This window comes from Methylorubrum thiocyanatum, from assembly GCA_014138645.1.
Lineage (GTDB): Bacteria > Pseudomonadota > Alphaproteobacteria > Rhizobiales > Beijerinckiaceae > Methylobacterium > Methylobacterium thiocyanatum.
This window is the reverse complement of the sequence record JACJIB010000006.1, coordinates 144,645-162,674: the sequence shown is the minus strand read 5'-3', so window position 1 is coordinate 162,674 and position 18,030 is coordinate 144,645. Positions and strand designations below refer to the sequence as shown.

General features: G+C 70.1%; 16 protein-coding genes. 8 read left to right on the top strand and 8 right to left on the bottom strand.

Annotation, left to right across the window (positions count from 1 at the left end; translation table 11 throughout):
* Positions 1–27: 27 nt before the first annotated feature.
* Both HNR51_RS17470 and HNR51_RS17465 read right to left on the bottom strand, forming a co-directional pair.
* Positions 28–1,089, bottom strand: coding sequence for an HD-GYP domain-containing protein (locus HNR51_RS17470; protein ID WP_182555770.1), 1,062 nt, complete (start codon positions 1,087–1,089; stop codon positions 28–30).
* A 198-nt stretch (positions 1,090–1,287) separates the two neighbouring features.
* Positions 1,288–2,208: a universal stress protein gene (locus tag HNR51_RS17465; protein ID WP_239681515.1), complete on the bottom strand. Its 921-nt coding sequence runs from the start codon at positions 2,206–2,208 to the stop codon at positions 1,288–1,290.
* Between the two features lie 370 nt (positions 2,209–2,578).
* On the opposite strand from HNR51_RS17465, the gene HNR51_RS17460 reads away from it, so the two are divergent.
* The 4 genes from HNR51_RS17460 (at position 2,579) to HNR51_RS17445 (ending at position 6,328) form a co-directional block, all read left to right on the top strand.
* On the top strand, positions 2,579–4,117 hold the full coding sequence (locus HNR51_RS17460; RefSeq protein ID WP_182555769.1) for a sensor histidine kinase: 1,539 nt from the start codon (positions 2,579–2,581) through the stop codon (positions 4,115–4,117).
* A gap of 3 nt (positions 4,118–4,120) precedes the next feature.
* Positions 4,121–4,762, top strand: coding sequence for a response regulator (locus tag HNR51_RS17455; RefSeq protein ID WP_182555768.1), 642 nt, complete (start codon positions 4,121–4,123; stop codon positions 4,760–4,762).
* 83 nt (positions 4,763–4,845) lie between these two features.
* Positions 4,846–5,352: a response regulator transcription factor gene (locus HNR51_RS17450; protein ID WP_182555767.1), complete on the top strand. Its 507-nt coding sequence runs from the start codon at positions 4,846–4,848 to the stop codon at positions 5,350–5,352.
* A 286-nt stretch (positions 5,353–5,638) separates the two neighbouring features.
* A complete protein-coding gene (locus tag HNR51_RS17445) occupies positions 5,639–6,328 on the top strand; it encodes a helix-turn-helix domain-containing protein (RefSeq protein ID WP_141952581.1) in 690 nt (229 codons plus the stop codon).
* Positions 6,329–6,380: 52 nt separating this feature from the next.
* Here the strand turns inward: HNR51_RS17445 and HNR51_RS17440 are convergent, their stop codons facing one another.
* Positions 6,381–7,241: a universal stress protein gene (locus tag HNR51_RS17440; RefSeq protein ID WP_182555766.1), complete on the bottom strand. Its 861-nt coding sequence runs from the start codon at positions 7,239–7,241 to the stop codon at positions 6,381–6,383.
* A gap of 261 nt (positions 7,242–7,502) precedes the next feature.
* Between HNR51_RS17440 and HNR51_RS17435 the strand changes: the two genes are divergently transcribed.
* From HNR51_RS17435 to HNR51_RS17425, 3 genes are all read left to right on the top strand, one after another.
* Positions 7,503–7,721, top strand: coding sequence for a hypothetical protein (locus tag HNR51_RS17435; protein WP_152277864.1), 219 nt, complete (start codon positions 7,503–7,505; stop codon positions 7,719–7,721).
* Between the two features lie 34 nt (positions 7,722–7,755).
* Complete coding sequence (locus tag HNR51_RS17430; RefSeq protein ID WP_012455717.1) at positions 7,756–8,400, top strand: BON domain-containing protein; 645 nt, start codon at positions 7,756–7,758, stop codon at positions 8,398–8,400.
* Between the two features lie 157 nt (positions 8,401–8,557).
* On the top strand, positions 8,558–9,373 hold the full coding sequence (locus HNR51_RS17425; protein WP_182555765.1) for a universal stress protein: 816 nt from the start codon (positions 8,558–8,560) through the stop codon (positions 9,371–9,373).
* A gap of 21 nt (positions 9,374–9,394) precedes the next feature.
* Here the strand turns inward: HNR51_RS17425 and HNR51_RS17420 are convergent, their stop codons facing one another.
* From HNR51_RS17420 to HNR51_RS17405, 4 genes are all read right to left on the bottom strand, one after another.
* On the bottom strand, positions 9,395–9,844 hold the full coding sequence (locus HNR51_RS17420; RefSeq protein WP_182555764.1) for a host attachment protein: 450 nt from the start codon (positions 9,842–9,844) through the stop codon (positions 9,395–9,397).
* Between the two features lie 90 nt (positions 9,845–9,934).
* Positions 9,935–10,747, bottom strand: coding sequence for a universal stress protein (locus HNR51_RS17415; RefSeq protein WP_182555763.1), 813 nt, complete (start codon positions 10,745–10,747; stop codon positions 9,935–9,937).
* A 254-nt stretch (positions 10,748–11,001) separates the two neighbouring features.
* Entirely contained in the window at positions 11,002–11,478 is a 477-nt protein-coding gene (locus HNR51_RS17410; protein ID WP_182555762.1) for an Hsp20/alpha crystallin family protein, read from the bottom strand.
* 162 nt (positions 11,479–11,640) lie between these two features.
* Complete coding sequence (locus tag HNR51_RS17405) at positions 11,641–12,570, bottom strand: helix-turn-helix domain-containing protein (RefSeq protein ID WP_182555761.1); 930 nt, start codon at positions 12,568–12,570, stop codon at positions 11,641–11,643.
* Positions 12,571–13,260: 690 nt separating this feature from the next.
* Between HNR51_RS17405 and HNR51_RS17400 the strand changes: the two genes are divergently transcribed.
* Positions 13,261–16,929, top strand: a complete 3,669-nt coding sequence (locus tag HNR51_RS17400; protein ID WP_182555760.1) for a flagellin hook IN motif-containing protein — start codon at positions 13,261–13,263, stop codon at positions 16,927–16,929.
* Between the two features lie 122 nt (positions 16,930–17,051).
* On the opposite strand, the gene HNR51_RS17395 is transcribed toward HNR51_RS17400, so the two are convergent.
* Positions 17,052–18,029 (bottom strand): winged helix DNA-binding protein, encoded by a 978-nt coding sequence (locus tag HNR51_RS17395; protein WP_182555759.1) that lies wholly within the window; start codon positions 18,027–18,029, stop codon positions 17,052–17,054.
* Position 18,030: the final 1 nt, after the last annotated feature.

Genomic DNA, 18,030 nt, shown 5'->3' with positions numbered 1-18,030 from the left:
ATCGATCGGTCTGAGCGTCGGCTGGGATCAGGCGGCGTCCGGCATGGGCGCGCCGTCGCGGCCGAGGGCGAGGAAGGTCTGGACCTGCTCCCAGCGGCTCAGGAACGCCGCGACCACCTCCGGATCGAAGTGCGATCCGGCATTCTCCTGCAGGTAGGCGCGGGCGCGCTCCGGCGACCACGCCTGCTTGTAGGGACGCTCGGTGGTGAGCGCGTCGAAGACGTCGGCTACCGCGACCATCCGGCCGGAGAGCGGGATCGCCTCGCCGGTCAAGCCCTGCGGGTAGCCGGTGCCGTCCCAGCGCTCGTGGTGGCTTCCCGCGATCTCGGCGGCGAGGCGCATGACGGGCGAGGCGCTGCCGCTGAGGATGCGCCGGCCCCGCTCGGCGTGCTGCTCCATCTCGCGGCGCTCCTCGGGGGTCAGGGCGCCCGGCTTGAGCAGGATGGCGTCCGGCACGGCGATCTTGCCGACATCGTGCATGGTCGCGGCCAGACTCATCTGCCGGGTCTCGGCGGGCGTCATCCTCATCGCTTCGGCGATCAGCCCGACATAGGCGGAGACACGGGCGATGTGGTCGCCGGTGTCGGAATCCCGGTGCTCGGCGGCCCGCATCAGGGTCGAGACGATCTCGCGCTCGCGCTCCTCGACCAGGGCCACCGCCGTCGCGACTTCCCGGGCGAGCTGCGCGGCATGGTCGCGCTGGAGCCGGTGGGCCTCGGAGAGGGCGAGCAGGTTCGTCACGCGGGCCCGGATTTCGACCGCGTCGGCGGGCTTGGTGAGGAAGTCGGTGGCGCCGGCCTCCAGGGCCTCGCGGCGCAAGCTGCGCTGGTCGTGACTCGTCACCATGATCGCGGGCACGTTCGCGAGGCCGGGGATGCGCCGGACCGCCCGGATGAAGGCGATGCCGTCCATGCCCGGCATATCGTAGTCGGTGATGACGATGCCGATCTCGGAGGCCCGCGCCTGCGCGAAGGCGAGCGCGTCGGCCGGCACGGTGAAATCGTGCGGCCGGCATCCGGCGAGCGGCCGCAGGGAGGCCACCATCACCAGGTTGTTCATTTCGGCGTCGTCGAGGACGAGAGCCAGCATCACACGGTGTCCCAGGACTGTTCGGTCCCCCATGCCCAGCCGGGCGCTCTGACGGCGGCCTCAGGATGGACCGGGCCAGTAACCCCGCCCTGGGTTGCCGGAAGGTGAAGCGGGGTGCCGCTTTCGTCCGCCCGGCCGTCATATCGGGCGGAAACGTTAGCGAATGCTTGGTCGGCCCGCGCGCGGAGGCCGCTTCCTTCAGCGGGACAGGAACAGGGGGACGGGGCAGTTCCGCAGCAGCCCGCGCGTCACGCCGCCGAAGAAGAACTGGCGCGTGCGGGAATGGCGGTAGGCGCCCATCACGATCATGTCGGCCCGGAACAGGCCGGCCTGGCTCCGCAGGGTGTCCCCGATCGAGCCGGAGACGGGCAGGTCGTTGACGGTGACGTTCACCCCGTGGCGGGCGAGGTGCGGCGCGAACTCGGCACCGGGCACCGAATCGCGGATCTCCGCCGCATCGCCGACCGAGACGATCTCCACCGCCTCGGCGGCGCGCAGGAACGGCAGCGCGTCGTTGGCGGCTCGCGCCGCCTGGGCACTGCCGTCCCAGGCGACGATGATCCGGCGGCCGGCGAAGGCGGCATGCCCCGGCGGTACGGCGATGACCGGGCGGCCGCTCCGGAACAGGGTCGTCTCGATCGATTCCCGGTCGAGGTCGTAGGTCCAGGCCTCGGCATCCAGAATCGTCAGGTCGTGCAGGCGCGCCTGCGCGGCCAGCCGGTGGATGACGGCCGGATAGGGCAGGCTCGGCGTCTCCGTGGTGCAGACCACGCCCGCCAGGAGCGCGTCCCCCGCGGCGCGCGCCGCGATGGCGCGGGCCAGCCGGTCGAGGCGGTGGTCGATCTCCGCCACGCTGCCGTCGTCGAAGCCGCTGATCCAGCGGTCGTCGCCCGAGAGGCGCCAGGAGGCCGATTGAAGCGTCAGATGGGCGCCCGCGGACAGGGCCAGCGACAGGCCGTAGCCGATGGCCGACGAGGCCGTCTCGGTCTCGTTCTCCACGGCGATGCCGACGAGGACGTCGCGCAGGCCGGTGAGCGCGGAGGGCGGCCGTTGAGACGAGACATGGTTGGACGAGACACGGGTGGGCGAGGCATGGCTGGACGAGACAGGGCTGGACATGGCGGGCTCCCCTCTGGACTACCCCACCGTTGGAACGGCCGGCGCCGCCCGGCCTTGATCCAGCGCAAAGGGCCGCCCCCGGATCGCCGAGCCGCGCAGGGCCGGCAGCGTGGTCGCCAGCCTAGTCGATAGCGCGACCAGAGAGCGGAAGTTGTGAAAGTCGGCCCGGACTCAGCCTATGAAGCGAATTCGTTGCAAATGATGGTTGTGTTAGCAGGATAAATTTGCATAACATAGGTACAACACGGCTTGATTTCCCCATGAAAACTTAGAAGAAACCGAATTATATCGTAACAAATGACATGATTCCTGGTTGTGTCGTGTGGCAATGAGATTCGAGATCCCCGCAGAGACTTCCGAGGTGGACGTGATGACGCTCCCCGAGGCCGCGGCCGGTCCGGAGCGGAGCCGCGACGAGGGGCTGACCGTGGAGGACTTTCGGCAGACCCTGCATGAGGTCGGCGTCTGCATCTGGTCCCTGGATATTCCCACGGGCCACGTCAGCGCCACGCAGGCCTGCGCCCGCCTCTTCGGTACGCCGTCCGAGCGGCTGACGAGCTTTGCCGCGACGCAGGAGCTCGTGCATCCCGACGACCGCCAGGTCCGCGCCGAGGCCATTGAGGGCGTTCTGCGAAGCGGCGGCAGCTACGAGGTCGATTACCGCGTCCTGCAACCGGACGGGCGGAGGCAGTGGCTGCGCTCCCGCGGGAGAGTGCATCTCGACGCCGAGGGCCGGCCGCGCCGGCACCGTGGGGTCGTGTTCAGCATCGAGGAACAGAAGCAGGTGGAGGCGGAGCTGCGCACCCGCGAGGCCCATCTCCGCTCGATCCTCGACACCGTGCCGGAGGCCATGGTGGTCATCGACGAGGCGGGGCTGATCCACTCGTTCAACCCGGCGGCCGAGCGCCTGTTCGGCTACGCGGCCGGCGAGGCGGTCGGGCAGAACGTCCGCATCCTCATGCCGGAGCCGGTGCAGACGGGGCACGACGCCGACCTTGCGCGCTACCAGCGCACGCGCCTGCGCCGGATCATCGGCACCACGCGGACCGTGACGGGGCGCAGGCGCGACGGCTCGACCTTCCCGATGGAACTCGCCGTCGGCGAGATGAGCTCGGGCGATCAGGTCTTCTTCACCGGCTTCATCAACGACCTCACCGAACAGCAGCGGACCGAGGCCCGGCTTCAGGAACTGCAATCCGAGCTGGGGCATGTCTCCCGCCTCAGCGCCATGGGCGAGATGGCGACGACGCTGGCCCACGAACTGAACCAGCCGCTCGGCGCCATCAGCAACTACACCAATGGCTGCCGCCGCCTCCTGACCCAGCCCGGCCCGGACACCATCGCCCGGGCGCGGGAGGTTCTCGACAAGGCGTCCGAGCAGGCGCTGCGGGCCCGGCAGATCATCTCTCGCCTGCGCGAGTTCGTCGATCGCGGCGAGACGGAGAAGCGGGCCGAGCCCGTCGCCGAGATGATCGAGGAGGCCGGCGCCCTCACCCTGGCCGGTGCCGGCGAGCAGGGCGTCACGGCGCGCGTCGTGCCGGACCGAGGGATCGGATCGGTTCTCGCCGACCGGGTGCAGATCCAGCAGGTGCTGGTCAACCTGATGCGCAACGCCCTCGAGGCGATGCAGGGGGGGCGGCGGCGCGAGCTGACCGTCGCGGCGCGGCGGGTCGCGCCGGACTGGACCGAGATCGCCGTGTCGGATACCGGCCCCGGCATCGCGGAGGCCGTGGCGGACCGGCTGTTCCAGCCCTTCGTGACGACGAAGGACGGCGGCATGGGCGTCGGGCTCTCGATCTGCCGCACCATCGTCGAGGCGCATGGCGGTCGCCTCTGGGTCGAGCGCAACGCCGCCGGCGGGGCGACCTTCCGCCTGACCCTACCGACGGCACCCGAGGGAGGGCTGTAGCCGATGGCGCCCGCGCTCGTGCACGTGGTGGACGACGATCCCGCCATGCGGGACTCCGTCGCCTTCCTCCTCGACACCGCCGGCTTCGACGTGCGGCTCTACGCGGCGGGGACGATCCTGCTGGAGCGGCTGGCGCGGCCGGTCCGGGGCTGCGTCCTCACCGATATCCGCATGCCCGGCCTCGACGGGCTGGCGCTGTTCCGCTGCCTTCGCTCGGCCGGTCACACGCATCCCGTCGTGATGATGACCGGGCACGGGGACGTGCCGCTCGCGGTGGAGGCGATGAAGCTCGGAGCCTGCGACTTCATCGAGAAGCCGTTCGACGGCGAAGCGCTCCTCCAGGCGCTGTACGGCGCCCTGGAGCGGGGCGGACAGAACGGGATGGATCCGAGCCTGGATCCGGCGCTGCATCCGACCCTGCACCCCTCCCTGCAGGACTTCGTGCGGCGGCTGGCGACCCTGAGCGAGCGCGAGCGTCAGGTTCTGGACCATCTGGTGGCCGGGGGGACCAGCAAGGAGATCGGGCGCCGGCTCGGCATCTCTCCGCGCACCGTCGAGATCTATCGGGCCAAGGTCATGGCCAAGACGCGGGCGGGGACGCTTCAGGAACTGGTGCGCTGGGCCGTGCTGGCCGGGCTCGCTTGAGGACGATCAAGGCAGGCGCCGGGAGCAGGCCCATGATGGGATTCCGCCTCGTCCGATCCGCGATTCCACCCGGCGACCGTCCCATGTCATCCTCCGCAGGGTTGCCCGCTCCGAGCCTCGTCTACGTCGTGGACGACGACTCGGCCGTCCTGCACTCGACCTGCTTCCTGTTCGAGAGCGCGGGGCACCGCGTCTCGTCCTTCGCCAGCGGGGCGGACCTGCTGGCGGCCTTTCCCGGCCCGAGCCCGGCCTTCGTGCTGCTCGATCAGGTCATGCCGGGCATGGACGGCCTCGAAGTGTTCGGCCGCCTGCGGGATCTCGATGCCCGCGTTCCCGTCGTCCTGATCACCGGTCACCCCGATCCGGGCATCCGGCTGCGGGCGCGGGCCGCCGGGCTTCCCGTGGTCGAGAAGCCCCTCGTCTTCGAGGGGGTTCTGGAACTGGTGACGACCGGGCCGGGCGGCCGCCGGCAGCCGTGGCGGGACGAGGAGGAGCCCGCCGCGGGACTTTGCGGGCGCGGCGGCTTGCGCGGATCGGCCCAGGGCGCAACGGCGGGGGGGCACGGCGTGCGCCTTCCCTGCTCCGGCTGATCGAAAGGCTGACAGGCGGCGCGCCGCACGGCGTTGATCTCGCGCAACGCACCGGAAACCGGCCTGCAACGGGCCCGGCGAAGGACTCGCAACAGAGGTCGGCAAGGGAGCGGCAAGAGGTCCGCAAGTGACGCGCAAGTGCTCCTGCGGATGGAGTCGAGGCGAAGCCGCTCTGCATCCCTACGTAGTCCTCCTTAAGCAGGCCCACTTAAGAGAGTGACCGGAATATCGCCGCCGCCGCGGCGCGCCCACTCTCGCCCCATCGAGACGGATGAGGAGCGCAGCGATGGGCATCAAGCCGACACGGAGATTCTCGCCGGCCGCCGCGGATCCGCGCACATCCCTGCGGAGCATCCACGGAAGCGGCCTCTTCGCCGATTGCCCCGACCTCATCGGCACGCCCTACGCCTATGCCCGCGAGGAGGAGGTCTACGGCGAGGGGGAGGAGGCCGGCTTCGTCTACCGGGTCGTCGAGGGAGCGGTGCGCTCCCACAAGATGCTCAACGACGGACGGCGCCAGATCACCGGCTTCCACCTGGCCGGCGACCTGTTCGGCTTCGAGCAAGGCGAGACCCACTGGCATACGGCCGAGGCGCTCTCTGACACCCGGGTGCTGATCTTCCCCCGGCGGCCGATCGAGCGCGCCGCCACCCGCAGCGCCGAGGTCGCCTGCCAGCTCTGGAGCATGGCCACGGCGAGCCTGCGCGACGCCCAGGATCTCGCGCTCCTGCTCGGGCGCCGCTCGGCCCAGGGCCGCCTCGCCGCCTTCCTCATCGAGGTCGACCGGCGCTTCGGCGGCACCGGGACCTTCGCCCTGCCGATGACGCGGCGCGACATCGCCGACTATCTCGGTCTGACCATCGAGACCGTCTCGCGCACCTTCTCGCAGCTCGAAGAGGACGGCGCGCTCCGCCGCACGGCCAGCCGGCGGATCACGCTGCACCGCGGCCGCCTCCGCCCCGTGGCGGAGGCGTGAGCCGGCGCCCCGGCCTCCCGACGCCGACTCAGACCCTGCACTCGGCCGGCGCTCAGTGGGCGAGGAGCAGCGGGACCGGGCTGCGGGTGAGCAGCGCGTGCGTCACGCCGCCGAGGAGCCATTCCTTCAGGCGCGAATGCCGGTAGGCGCCCATCACGAGCATCTCCGCGCCGAACAGGCTGGCTTGGCGTTCGAGCGTCTGCGCGGCGTCGCCCTGAACCGGCACGCTGTTCACCGACACGTTCACGCCGTGGCGGGCCAGATGCGGCGCGAACTCGGCGCCCGCCACCGCGGTCGAGAGATCCTTCTCGCCGACCACGGACACGATCTCCACCGCCTCGGCCGCCCGAAGGAAGGGCAGCGCGTCGTTGGCGGCCCGCGCCGCCTGGGCGCTGCCGTCCCAGGCGACGAGGATCCGCCGGGCCGAGAACGCATCGCAGCCCGGCGGCACCACGAGGAGCGGGCGCCCGCTCCCGAAGAGGACGCCGTCGATCAGGTCGCGGTCGAGGTCGAGTTCCCGCGCCTCGGCGTCGAGGACGGTCAGGTCGGCGAGCCGGGCGCGGGCGGTGAGCCGCCCGACCAGCTCCGGATAGGCGAGCGCGGGCACCTCGATCGAACAGCTGATGCCTTCGAGCGCCGCCTCCGTCACGGCGCGCTCGGCGACGGCCCGGGCGCGGGCGCTCAGGCGGCGGTTCTCCTCCACGACGAGGTCGTTGACGAAGCCCCAGCCCGCTCCGGCGACCAAGGTCAGGTGGCGGGCGGCGGATTGGATGGTGAGATGGGCGCCGGTCAGGCCGGCGAGCGACAGGCCGACGCTGAGCGCGCTCGCGGTCTCGTCGCCCCGGCCCTCCTCGGTGAGGCCGACGAGAATGTCACGAAGGCCCGTGGGGGCGGCGGTCGGCGGCTTCGGCATCGTCTTCTCCGGTGACGGACACGGCCCGGAGAGTGCCGCACCGACCCGCGGCCGCGTTGATCCAGCGCAAGGAACCGGGGCGAGGAGCCGAAGCGAAGAACCGGGGCGAGGAGCCGGGTCGAGGTCCGGCCCCCTGGAACCGGCGGCCTCCCGCGGGGCGAGGCTGCGGCGGGCCGGCCGCGGACGCCTTGCGCTGGATCAAGGCACGGGCCGGCCGGCGGCGCAGGATGGCACCCATTGGACGAACTAAGGGAGCGAGCGATGAGCGTTGTGCTTCAATCCACCTATATCGAGACGGTGCGCTATGCGCGGGTGCCGGCCGGGCCGGTGCCGCGCCACGAGGCGGGCGCCGGCGCGCAGGCCGCCGCGGACGTCGTCACCGACATCGCCCGCTACGAGACGCTGCCAAGCCTGCAGGCCCTCGCCCTGGCCATCGTGGCCGCCGTGGTGACGACGGCGCTGTTCCTGGTGGTCCTGTGAGCGGCTGAAGCCCTTCGGAGCGAGGAGGCGGGAGATGGACGACATCACCGTGCGCCGGCACGTGCTCGACGAGCTCGAACTCGCGCCCATGATCGATGCGGCGCAGATCGGCGTCGCGGTCGAGAACGGCGTCGTGACGCTCACCGGGCATGTGCGGAACTATGCCGAGAAGGGCATCGCCGAGCGGGCCGCGCTGCGGGTGCGCGGGGTGCGCGCCGTGGTCGAGCAGATCGAGGTCCGCTATCCGGACAACCCGCGGATCGGCGACGAGGCGCTGGCCGACCGCTGCGCCCGGGTGCTGGAATGGGATGTGGAGATCCCGGAGCGATCCATCGCGCTCAAGGTCGAGCGGGGCTGCGTCACCCTGGAGGGCAGCGTACCCCGCTACCACCAGAAGGCGGCGGTCGACCGCGCCCTGCGCCGCCTCGCCGGCGTCACCGACATCGTCAACCTCATCGCCGTGAAGCCCGCGGCCCGGGCCGACGAGGTCCGGGCCCGCATCCGCGCAGCGCTGAAGCGGAGCGCGAAAGCCCCCGACACGATCCGGGTGAGCGTGGAGGGCGGCAAGGTGATCCTCGACGGCTGCGTCGATGTCTGGCGCGAGCGCGAACTGGCCGAGCGGGCGGCATGGTCGGTTCCCGGCGTGTCCGCGGTCGAGGACCGCCTAACGCTCGCCTGACGGCGGTGGGGCCAGGAAGGTCGCTTAAAGAAGGCGGCGACGTCGGGGCGGCCTTTCCGCGCCTTGCCGTCGCTTGAGAGGGATCAAGGTCCGGCCCGCCGGAGCGGGCGAGGATGCCGTCCGGGCCGGCGCGCCCGGGCGTGGGAGGGGCCGAACGATGACGATCGCCACCATCATGGTTTCCGTCGATCTCGCCGCCGCCGCCGCGGACCGCGTTCAGCTCGCCGCAGGGCTCGCGGCGCGCTTCCGGGCGAGGCTGATCGGCGTCGGCGCGTGCCGCGTCCCCGGTCCCATGCCGGTGGGCGACATGCTGGCGGTCGAGCGGATCTACGAGGACGAGGAGCAGCGGACGCGCGAGGCGCTCGAGCGGGCGCGGACCCTGTTCGAGCGGGAGGCGGGCGAGGCGAACCGGAGGGCGTGGCGCGCGGCGCTGACCGACCCCCTCGCCTTCCTCGCCGAGCAGGCGCGCGAGGCCGATCTCGTGGTCGTCGGCCGGCAGGGGGCGGCCGATGGCGATCCGGGTCCCATGGCCGTCCCGACCGGCGCCCTGCTGATGGCGGTCGGCCGCCCCGTTCTCGTGGCGCCGCCCGGCCTCGAGAGCCTCGCGATCGAATGCGCCGTCGTGGCCTGGAAGGACACCCGCGAGGCGCGCCGGGCCGTGCACGACGCCCTGCCGCTCCTGAGCCGCGCGCAGCGGATCCACATCGTCGCCGTGGGCCCGGACGCGCATCACGCGGGCGCCGAGGGGGCGGCCGCCTACCTGTCGGACCACGGCCTCGCGGTCACGACGCATCTGCTGCCGAGCCCGGCCATCGGCGCCGGCGATGCGGTGCTGCGCTTCGCCGAGCGCGAGGGCGCGGACCTCGTCGTGATGGGCGCCTACGGCCACGGCCGCCTGCGCGAGTGGATCTTCGGCGGCGCGACCCGCGACATCCTGCAGACGACCTCCGTCTGCTGCCTGATGAGCCACTGAGCGCGGGGCTTCGAGGCGGTTTCAGGTTGGGGTGAGGCGGCGCTGGATCTCGTCCACCGAGAGCTTGGCCAGGTCCTTGTCGATTTCGGCGATGACGGCGGGCTTGAGCCGGTCGGGCATCGCCTGCCGCAGCTGCGCGAGCATGCGCGGCGGAGCGATGACGACCAGGGCGGGGATGGCGTCGGCGAGGCGCCCCAGCGCCGCCGCGACCTCCTCGGCGAAAACCTGCTCGGCGCGGTCGTGCCAGTCGGTCTGCTCGATCGCGCTGCGATACTCGCCCTGACGGACGCGGGGCGGCCGGTCCGTGCCCTGCGCCCGCGTCGGCGGGTTGGGCGGCGCCTCGAACCGGTGCTGCACCTGGAGGCTGAGATGCCGCGCGTGGCCCTCGTTGCGCAGGAGCCGGGCGCCGCGGCCGTCGCCGACGAGGACGTAGCCGCCGTGGGGGATCCTGAGGTGGGACGTCTCGGTCATCGCGTGGGTCTCTGCATGGGGCATCGCCTCGGTGATCGCGCGGCGCCGGGCAGGAGGTTCGTTGCCGACGGTTCGTGGCCGGCGGTTCGCTCAGTGGCTCATCAGGCAGCAGAGGGGCGCGCCGGCCAGCAGATCGCGGGTGACCCCGCCGAAGACCCATTCCCGCAGACGGCCGTGGCCGTAGGCGCCGACGACGATCAGGTCCGCCGCCTGCTCGGACGCCGCCTCGACCAGAATTTGCGCGGTCGGAGCGCCGCGGGCTTCCCGGCGGATCGCGACGGCGTCGATGTCGTGGGCCTGGAGGAAGCCGATGGCGTCCGCCGTGTCGTCCGCGCCCTGCCCGTCGTCGATCGACACCACGATGACCCGGGAGGCCCGGCTCAGGAAGGGCAGCGCGTCCCGGATCGCGCGGCGGGCCTCGCGGGTGTTCTTCCACCCGACTGCGACCCGCCGGACGTCGAGGTGATCGGTGTCGGGCGGCACCACCAGGACGGGCCGCCCGAGATGCATGACGAGATCGCCGGGATCGACCGAGCACAGCAGCGGGCCGGTTTCGGGCTTGCGGCCGGCCACGATGAGGTCGGCCGCCGCCGCCTGCCCGATCAGGAACGGCAGGGGGAAGTCGAGGTTGGAGCGCCACTCGACGCGGCTGCGCCCGCCCGCCGCCTCCTCGAAGACGGTATGGGCGCGCTTCAGATCGGCCAGGATGATCTCGTTGTTGGCCGCCAGCGCGTAGGCGCTCGCTGGGATCGGGCCGACGGGCGGCACGGCGTAGGAGGCCTCCTCGGCCGCGACGCCGATCAGCCGGGCGCGGAAATCGTCGGCAAGGTGGCCGGCGAGGTGGACGCGGTTGCGCGCCTGCGTCCCGAGATCGACGGACACCATGATGCTGGCATAGGTCATCGGAGAACTCCTGCCGCGCGGGCTGGACGATGGGACCGGCCGGGGATGGGAGCCGGGAAGGGCGCGATGCCGGGGGAAGACGCGCGGGCCTCGCCCTCAAAGGTCTGCCCTCAAAGGTCTCTCCCCAGGCTCCGCCCCACGGATGCCGAGGCTAGGCCCGGCAGCCGGGCGGACATTGATCCAGCGCAAAGGCCCTCCCCGCCTTGATCCGGGACAGGGCCGGGCCGCCTTCCGCAGCCGGATCCTGACCGGCCTCAGGGCCCCTTGATCTCGATGCGCTTGGCTTCGGGCGGGGCCGCGGCGGTCCTGGGCAGCCGCACCGTCAGGATCCCCTTGTCCATGCTCGCCTGGATGTCCTCGGCCTTGATGCCGGCGGGGAGTTCGAGGGTGCGCACGAAGGCGCCGTAGGAGCGCTCCGTGACCTTGCGGGCGCCCTCGGTCGCCTCCTTCTCCTGCCGCTTCTCGCCGCTGATGACGAGAGTGTCGTCGGCCAGCTCGATCTTGACGTCGTCGCGCGCGAGGCCCGGCAGCTCGGCGGTGATCTCGACCTGCCCGTCCTTCTCGACGATGTCCATGCGCGGCTCGGCGCCGCCCTGGAACAAGGGGAGGCCGAAGCGGAGGTCGCCGAGCATCTGCTCCATCATGCGGTGCGGGGGCAGCGCCAGGGGGCGCTGTTCGCCCGCGGCCGAGTGGGAGCGGTCGCCGAGCGTGAGGAGCGATTTGAGATTCATGGATCATCTCCCGTCAGGCGGCTCCGGGCGGCCGCTCGGGAGAATCTGCGCCCCGGGCGCGGTCTCGGCGTTGCGGTGGATCAACCGCCGACGCGCCCATCGTCGCGCCGCCGAGGCGAGAGGCAGCGCGCGTGTCCGGATCAGGCCGCGATCAGGGCAGGATCAGGCCGCGAGTTCCCTGAGCCAGGATTGGAGCACCGGCTGCGCGTCTGTGGTGCGGCCCCAGACGCTGGAGCCGACCTCCGTCTCCCGCGGCAGGAAGCCGAACCGGCGCTTGAAGGCGCGGCTGAACGTCTTCTCGTCGGAGAAGCCGGTAGCGTAGGCCACCGCCGAGACGCGGGGCCGTCCCGCCGGGCCGGGTTGCGTGAGCATCTTCATCGCCCGCAGCAGGCGCCGCTCGCGGATGAAGCGCTGCACCCCGCCCTCCGCGACGAACTGCCGGTAGAGGGTCGCCCGGGAGAGGCCGAAATGCTCCGCGAGCGTCTCGGCATTGAGATGCGGCGAGGCGAGTTCTTTCTCGATATGCTGCCGGATCGTGATGCTCAACTGCATGTCGCCCGAAGGCCGGTCCGCCGCCTGTCCGCGCAGGCAGGCGCTGCCGAGCATCGCCACGGCCTGGCTCACATGCGGAAGCTGGTGGACCTCAAGGACATCGACGCAGTCCACGAGTTCGCGCACGCAATTGAAGAACAGGCGGCTGATGCGATCCGATGCGTAATCGAAGGCGTGGCCGTGCAGCGCCTCGATGTTCGGCACCTTTTCGGCGACGAGGGCGCGCGGCAGCAGGAGATTGGTCGCGTGGACCGGCTCGGCGACGACGGTGACCGGCTGGGCGAGATCGAACAGGATGCAGGCGTTCGCCGCCACGTCCGTTTCGCCCCAGGCCACTTCGACCCGGCTGGTGCCGGAATGGTAGAACTGAAGCAACAGATGGTCGAGGCCCTGTTGCGCGACCATGCGCGGCGTCCGTTCCAAGATCTGGGCCGGGGCCCGCACCTCACCCACAAGCAGATCGCCGAGATGATAATTGTCCATTCCGATCGGACCGGACAGCAGGCGTCCGCTCGGCAGGGTGGCCTGGAAGATCGGCAACAGGGCCGCGATCCAATTTTCGCGTAAAGCGGCAGGATCTGCCGGCGGTGCGAAGTGGTTTCGAAGAATCACCGACATTGCTGGCAAGTCTCTGAAAAGGATGTCGCGGTCCGTCCCGGGCTTACGGCCCGAGATGCGTCGATATTACTGTAAAGATTTTCGGGATCTCCGGTTTAAATATGGTAAATACGCATTTTATATCCTGACAATGCGAGTGATAGAGGAGAAATTTCAGGGATAATCATTGGATTATCGCTGGTTTTTCAGTCATTCCAGGCGTTTCCGTCGATCATTCAAGAGGTACCGCTTGTCTCAAAACGGGACAATCCGGTCGCGTCGTCAAATTTTGCGACGATCCCTGTCGTTCGGGCCGTCGGTCTCAGGCGATGCAGGCCGGAACAAAGCAAAGCCTCTCCAGCGTCAGTCCGCCCGTGCAACAGGCATGTGCAAGAGCCGCGGGCGGCCGGCAATGGCCGTGTCGCCGGTTTGCGCATCACCTTGAGACGGAATGCGACTTTTATGATATGAATATATACCAAATAATCATTTGAGATGATTGGTGACTATATTGAGATTATTTGAGACATAATCAGCGTTATCATCCAAAAATACTTAGAACGGCATCAATTGCGCCGGGCGCTTGATCCCCTCACCGCCGACACGTCGGCTCCACGAGGATCGAGTCGCCCCATGTCTTCCAGCATCACGCTCTCGGCCGCGACGCGGCAGAACCTGCTCTCGCTTCAGGATACCGCGAGCCTGCTCGCGACGACGCAGAGCCGGCTCTCGACGGGCAAGAAGGTCAATTCGGCGCTCGACAACCCGATCAACTTCTTCACCGCCACCAATCTGAGCGCGCGCTCGACCGATCTGTCCTCGCTGCTCGACGGCATCTCGAACGGCGTTCAGACGATCCAGGCGGCCAATACCGGTCTCTCCAAGCTCCAGAACCTCACGAGCCAGCTCAAGTCGACGGCGCAGCAGGCGCTCGCCTCGACCAATGCCTTCACCTCCAAGGCCTCGACGGTCTCGACCAGCCTCAACGGGGCGACGGCCGCCAACCTGCTCTCCACCGGCCCGACCGTGGCGCGGGCCGACAACGCGATCGGCACCCTCACCGCCGGGCTCCCGAGCGCGGCGGTGCCGGCCAAGGTGGCCGGCAGCGTCGACTACCAGCCGACCGCCGCCCCGTCGACGATGCGCGGCACCACCTTCACCGCGACGACGCCGACGGTGGCCAAGGCGACGGGCGCATCCGCGTTCACGGCGCCCGCGAACGCCGTCGCCGGCACCGTGGCGGGGTCGACCTTCACGACCCTCACCTCGGCCGCGACGATCAATGTGACCTACGCGACGAGCCCCACCAGCACGACGACCGCCAGCATCAACCTGGCCGTCGGCGACACCGTCGATACCGCGGTGACCAAGCTCAACGCCCAGCTCAGCAGCCTCGGGATCACGGCCAAGAACGACAGCGGCAAGCTGAGCTTCACGGGCAAGAGCGACGGCTCGGCCTTCTCGGTCAAGACGACGGCTCAGGACACGGACGAGACCGGCTTCACCACGGCCGCGACCAATGCGTCGAGCGGGAACGTCGCGGCGGCAAGCCAGACCCTGACGATCAACGGTGAGGCGATCACCATCGCGGGCGGGAATGCCGGGGCGAGCGCGGCCGACGTGACGAAGGCCGCCATCGACGCGATCAACGCCAAGACCAGCACGACCGGCGTGTCGGCCGGCATCGAGACGGTCGGCGGCAGCCAGCGTCTCGTGCTGACGGGCAAGGCCGACGGCTCGAACTTCACGGTCACGGGTCAGGCCGGCAACACCCTCGGCTACGCCTCGACCGCGACGACGACCGCCAACGGCGCCGCAGCGGCGAGCCAGACCCTGACCATCAGCGGGACGCAGATCACCATCGCGGGCGGCGGCTCGATCGACGACGCCGTGACGGCGATCAACAATCAGACCGGCACCACCGGCGTCACCGCCGCCAAGGATCCGGCAAACGCGGCCCGCCTGCTGCTCACCGGCAAGGCGGACGGCTCCGCCTTCACCGTCGCCTCCTCCAACCCGGCCTCCAGCGGCTTCTCGGCGACGCCGACGAGCACGAGCCTCGCGGCGACGGTGAGCGGCGCCTACACCCCGACGGGCACGCCCGCCACCACGAGCGGCGGCACCTTCACCGGCCCGGCCAACGCCGTCGCCGGCACGGTCACGGGTGCCACCTTCTCGCCGTCCACCGCCGCCACGTCGATCACGATCGCGTCCACGGGCAGCACGACGACGAACATCACGGTCAACTTCGCCGCCAACGACACGCTCGAGACGGCAATCTCGAAGATCAACACGCTGGGAACCGCCTCTGGGATCACCGCCACGATCGATAGCGGGAAGATCAAGATCACAGGCAAGAGCAACGGCGACGCGCTCAGCATCACCGGGACCGGGGCCGGCTTCACGTCAACGGCGCTGACCGCGCCCCGCACCGCGGCGGCGAGCCAGACGCTGAAGATCAACGGCACAGACATCACCATCAGCGGCGGCAATGCCGGCGACAGCGCGGCCTCGGTGCTGGCCGGCGCCGTCGCGTCGATCAACGCCCAGTCCACCACCACCAACGTCACGGCCTCCAGCACGGCCGACGGCAAGCTCGTGCTCAAGGGGGCGAGTTCGGGCGCGTCCTTCACGGTGCAGGGCGGGGCGAACAACACGCTCGGCTTCTCGACCAGCCCGCAGACGGTCGAGAACGGCGTGGCGCCCTCCGCCCAGACGCTGACGATCAACGGCAAGGACATCGCGATCGCCGCCGGCGCGACCCAGGGCGCGGTGATCGCCGCGATCAACGACGCCAATACCGGCTCCTCGGCCACCGGCGTCAGCGCCAGCGTCGATCCCGACAACGCCGGCAAGATCAAGCTCACCGGCAAGGTCGACGGCTCGTCCTTCACCGTGCAGTCGAGCAATTCCGCCTCGAGCGGATTCTCGGGGATCGAGCGAAGGGTCGTGAACAACCAGGGCGCGGCGCAGACGGTGACCGTCAACGGCACCGACATCACCATCGCGGCCTCGGCCACGCTCGATCAGGCGATCGCCACCATCAACGCCAAGAGTTCGCTCACCGGCGTCACCGCGGGCAAGGACGGCAACAAGCTCACCTTCACGGGGGGCGCCGACGGATCCTCCTTCACGATCAAGGGCTCGGAGTTCAACACGCTGGGGCTCGCCAGCACCGAGGCTGCGGTCGCCGGCACCTTCGATCCGGGCCTGACCACGCTGATCTCGACGCTCGGCTTCAAGGGCGGCGACAGCTTCTCGGTGAATGGCCAGACCGTGAACCTGACGGCGACCGACACGATCGGCTCGCTCACGCAGAAGGTCGGCGCGGCCACCAACGGCGCCGTGACCGCGAGCTACGACGCGACGACCAACAAGTTCAGCTTCACCGCCGCGGATTCCACCACCGCGGTGCAGCTCGGGGACGGCTCGACCGCCACCTCGAAGGTGTCGAACCTGGGCTTCGCCTCGACGAACTTCGCGTCGGGCGCCGGCCAGCCGACCTCGCAGAGCGCGCTCGCCGGCAAGTCGCTCACCGTCCAGGTCGGGAGCGGAACGGCCATGACCACCGCCACCGTCACCTTCGGCACCGCGCCGGGCCAGGTCTCGACGCTGGCCCAGCTCAACGAGGCGCTGGCCCCGGCCAACGCCCAGGCAACCATCGACTCGCTGACCGGCAAGATCTCGATCACGACCTCCAACGACGTCGGGGCCCAGAACCTGTCGATCGTCGCCAACGGGACCGGCAACCCGTTCACCACCGGCACCGCGTCGGCCAATCTCGGCGGCGACGGCTTCAACGCCCGCAACAACCTCGTGCAGACCTACAACGACCTGCTCAAGCAGATGGACCAGCTCGCCTCGGATGCCGGGTTCAACGGCGTGAACCTCCTGTCCGGCGACAACCTCACGATCAACTTCAACGAGAAGGGCACCTCGCAGCTCAAGGTCCAGGGCAGCGCCACCAGCGCGGCCAGCCTCGGCCTCTCGGCGGTGGGCCAGACCAACTTCCAGGAGAGCAGCGCCATCAAGAAGATCGTCGATCAAATTAACAGCGCCAGCAGCCAGCTCCAGTCGCGCGCGGCCGCGCTCGGCTCGAACCTCGCCGTGGTGCAGAACCGGCAGGACTTCACCAAGCAGATCATCAACGTGCTCGATACGGGGGCGGCCAACCTGACGAGCGCCGACCTCAACGAGGAGGCGGCCAACTCCCAGGCGCTCTCGACCCGCAACTCGCTGGCGATCTCGGCGCTGTCGCTGGCCAACCAGTCGCAGCAGGGCATCCTGCAGCTCCTGCGGTAAGCCGATCCGCGCCGAACGCGCGGCTCGGGACGACGGGACGGGCCGGCTTCCTCACGGGAGCCGGCCCTTTTCTTTTGCCCGGCGCAAGCGGCGGGAGGCCGCTCGCGGAGCACGCCGTCGGATCAGGCGGCCGGTTCCGCCTCCAGGCTCGCGAGCGCCATGCGATAGGTCATGTCGTGCGAGGCGAGGGTGTCGGCGATGAAACGGTCCACGGCCGCCAGACCGCGGGGTGTCGGGGCGAGATGCTTGCGTCCCCGGCCGTCATGCGTGAGCAGGCCCCCCGCTTCGGCCGTCGCCAGGATGTTGCGGACATGGGAGCGGGAGACCCCGAAGCGCGCCATGATGTCGGAGAAATCACCGTCGCGGATCGTGGCCTCCGCATCCGCCTCCCGCATCAGGATCACCCGCATCAGGACTTGGAAGCCCTGATACATCTGCAGGAACGGGACGATGTCGCCATTTCGCGCGATGAACCGGCCGATGACGTGGAACATCCCGACCGAGACCCGGCGCTGGGCCAGATGAAAGGTCGGATCGCGGGCCACGGCGGGAGCGTATCCGGGGTCCGGATAAAGGTTCTGCAGCACGCCGTAATAGGATGACAGCAGGACGCGGTCCCAGGCCAGGAGCTTGTCCGTCGGCACCAGCAGCCGCAGCCGGCCGTCGGCGTCGGGACGCTCCAGCACGACGTAGTTCGTCTCGACGAGGCGGGCGATGAGATCGTCGATCTGCCGCGGGCTCGAGAGCCCGAAGGTCGCTCCCGCCTCCTTGAGCCGCGCCAGCGTCGGCCACGTCGCCCGGTCGGCCGGATCCCAGGCCGCATGGAGGCAGATGATCGCGCTGATGATCGCGACCCGATAGGCCGCGCTCTGCCAGCCTCCGGGAAAGGAGGCGATTTCGTAGCAAGCCATCGTGCCGGCGACATAGCGCGGGCGCATCGCCGCGAAGTCGGGATGGGTCAGGATCTCACCGCTCGTGCGGTGGGCGATCTCGGGGATGAAGCGCTGGAACAGCGACGGATCCGGCGGGCTCGGGTCGAGGCTGCGGACGGTTTGTCCGTCCGTTGCTCCGGCCGGCGGGGAACCACTCGTGTGCGGCATG

Excerpts from the sequence above, each read along its gene's own strand:
- HNR51_RS17435 (WP_152277864.1), top strand. The coding sequence starts at position 7,503 with ATGAGCGTTGTGCTTCAATCCACCTATATCGAGACGGTGCGCTATGCG.
- HNR51_RS17420 (WP_182555764.1), bottom strand. The coding sequence starts at position 9,844 with ATGACCGAGACGTCCCACCTCAGGATCCCCCACGGCGGCTACGTCCTC.
- HNR51_RS17425 (WP_182555765.1), top strand. The coding sequence starts at position 8,558 with ATGACGATCGCCACCATCATGGTTTCCGTCGATCTCGCCGCCGCCGCC.
- HNR51_RS17395 (WP_182555759.1), bottom strand. The coding sequence starts at position 18,029 with ATGCCGCACACGAGTGGTTCCCCGCCGGCCGGAGCAACGGACGGACAA.
- HNR51_RS17445 (WP_141952581.1), top strand. The coding sequence starts at position 5,639 with ATGGGCATCAAGCCGACACGGAGATTCTCGCCGGCCGCCGCGGATCCG.
- HNR51_RS17460 (WP_182555769.1), top strand. The coding sequence starts at position 2,579 with ATGACGCTCCCCGAGGCCGCGGCCGGTCCGGAGCGGAGCCGCGACGAG.
- HNR51_RS17415 (WP_182555763.1), bottom strand. The coding sequence starts at position 10,747 with ATGACCTATGCCAGCATCATGGTGTCCGTCGATCTCGGGACGCAGGCG.
- HNR51_RS17440 (WP_182555766.1), bottom strand. The coding sequence starts at position 7,241 with ATGCCGAAGCCGCCGACCGCCGCCCCCACGGGCCTTCGTGACATTCTC.
- HNR51_RS17450 (WP_182555767.1), top strand. The coding sequence starts at position 4,846 with ATGTCATCCTCCGCAGGGTTGCCCGCTCCGAGCCTCGTCTACGTCGTG.
- HNR51_RS17410 (WP_182555762.1), bottom strand. The coding sequence starts at position 11,478 with ATGAATCTCAAATCGCTCCTCACGCTCGGCGACCGCTCCCACTCGGCC.
- HNR51_RS17470 (WP_182555770.1), bottom strand. The coding sequence starts at position 1,089 with ATGCTGGCTCTCGTCCTCGACGACGCCGAAATGAACAACCTGGTGATG.
- HNR51_RS17465 (WP_239681515.1), bottom strand. The coding sequence starts at position 2,208 with ATGTCCAGCCCTGTCTCGTCCAGCCATGCCTCGCCCACCCGTGTCTCG.
- HNR51_RS17430 (WP_012455717.1), top strand. The coding sequence starts at position 7,756 with ATGGACGACATCACCGTGCGCCGGCACGTGCTCGACGAGCTCGAACTC.
- HNR51_RS17400 (WP_182555760.1), top strand. The coding sequence starts at position 13,261 with ATGTCTTCCAGCATCACGCTCTCGGCCGCGACGCGGCAGAACCTGCTC.
- HNR51_RS17455 (WP_182555768.1), top strand. The coding sequence starts at position 4,121 with ATGGCGCCCGCGCTCGTGCACGTGGTGGACGACGATCCCGCCATGCGG.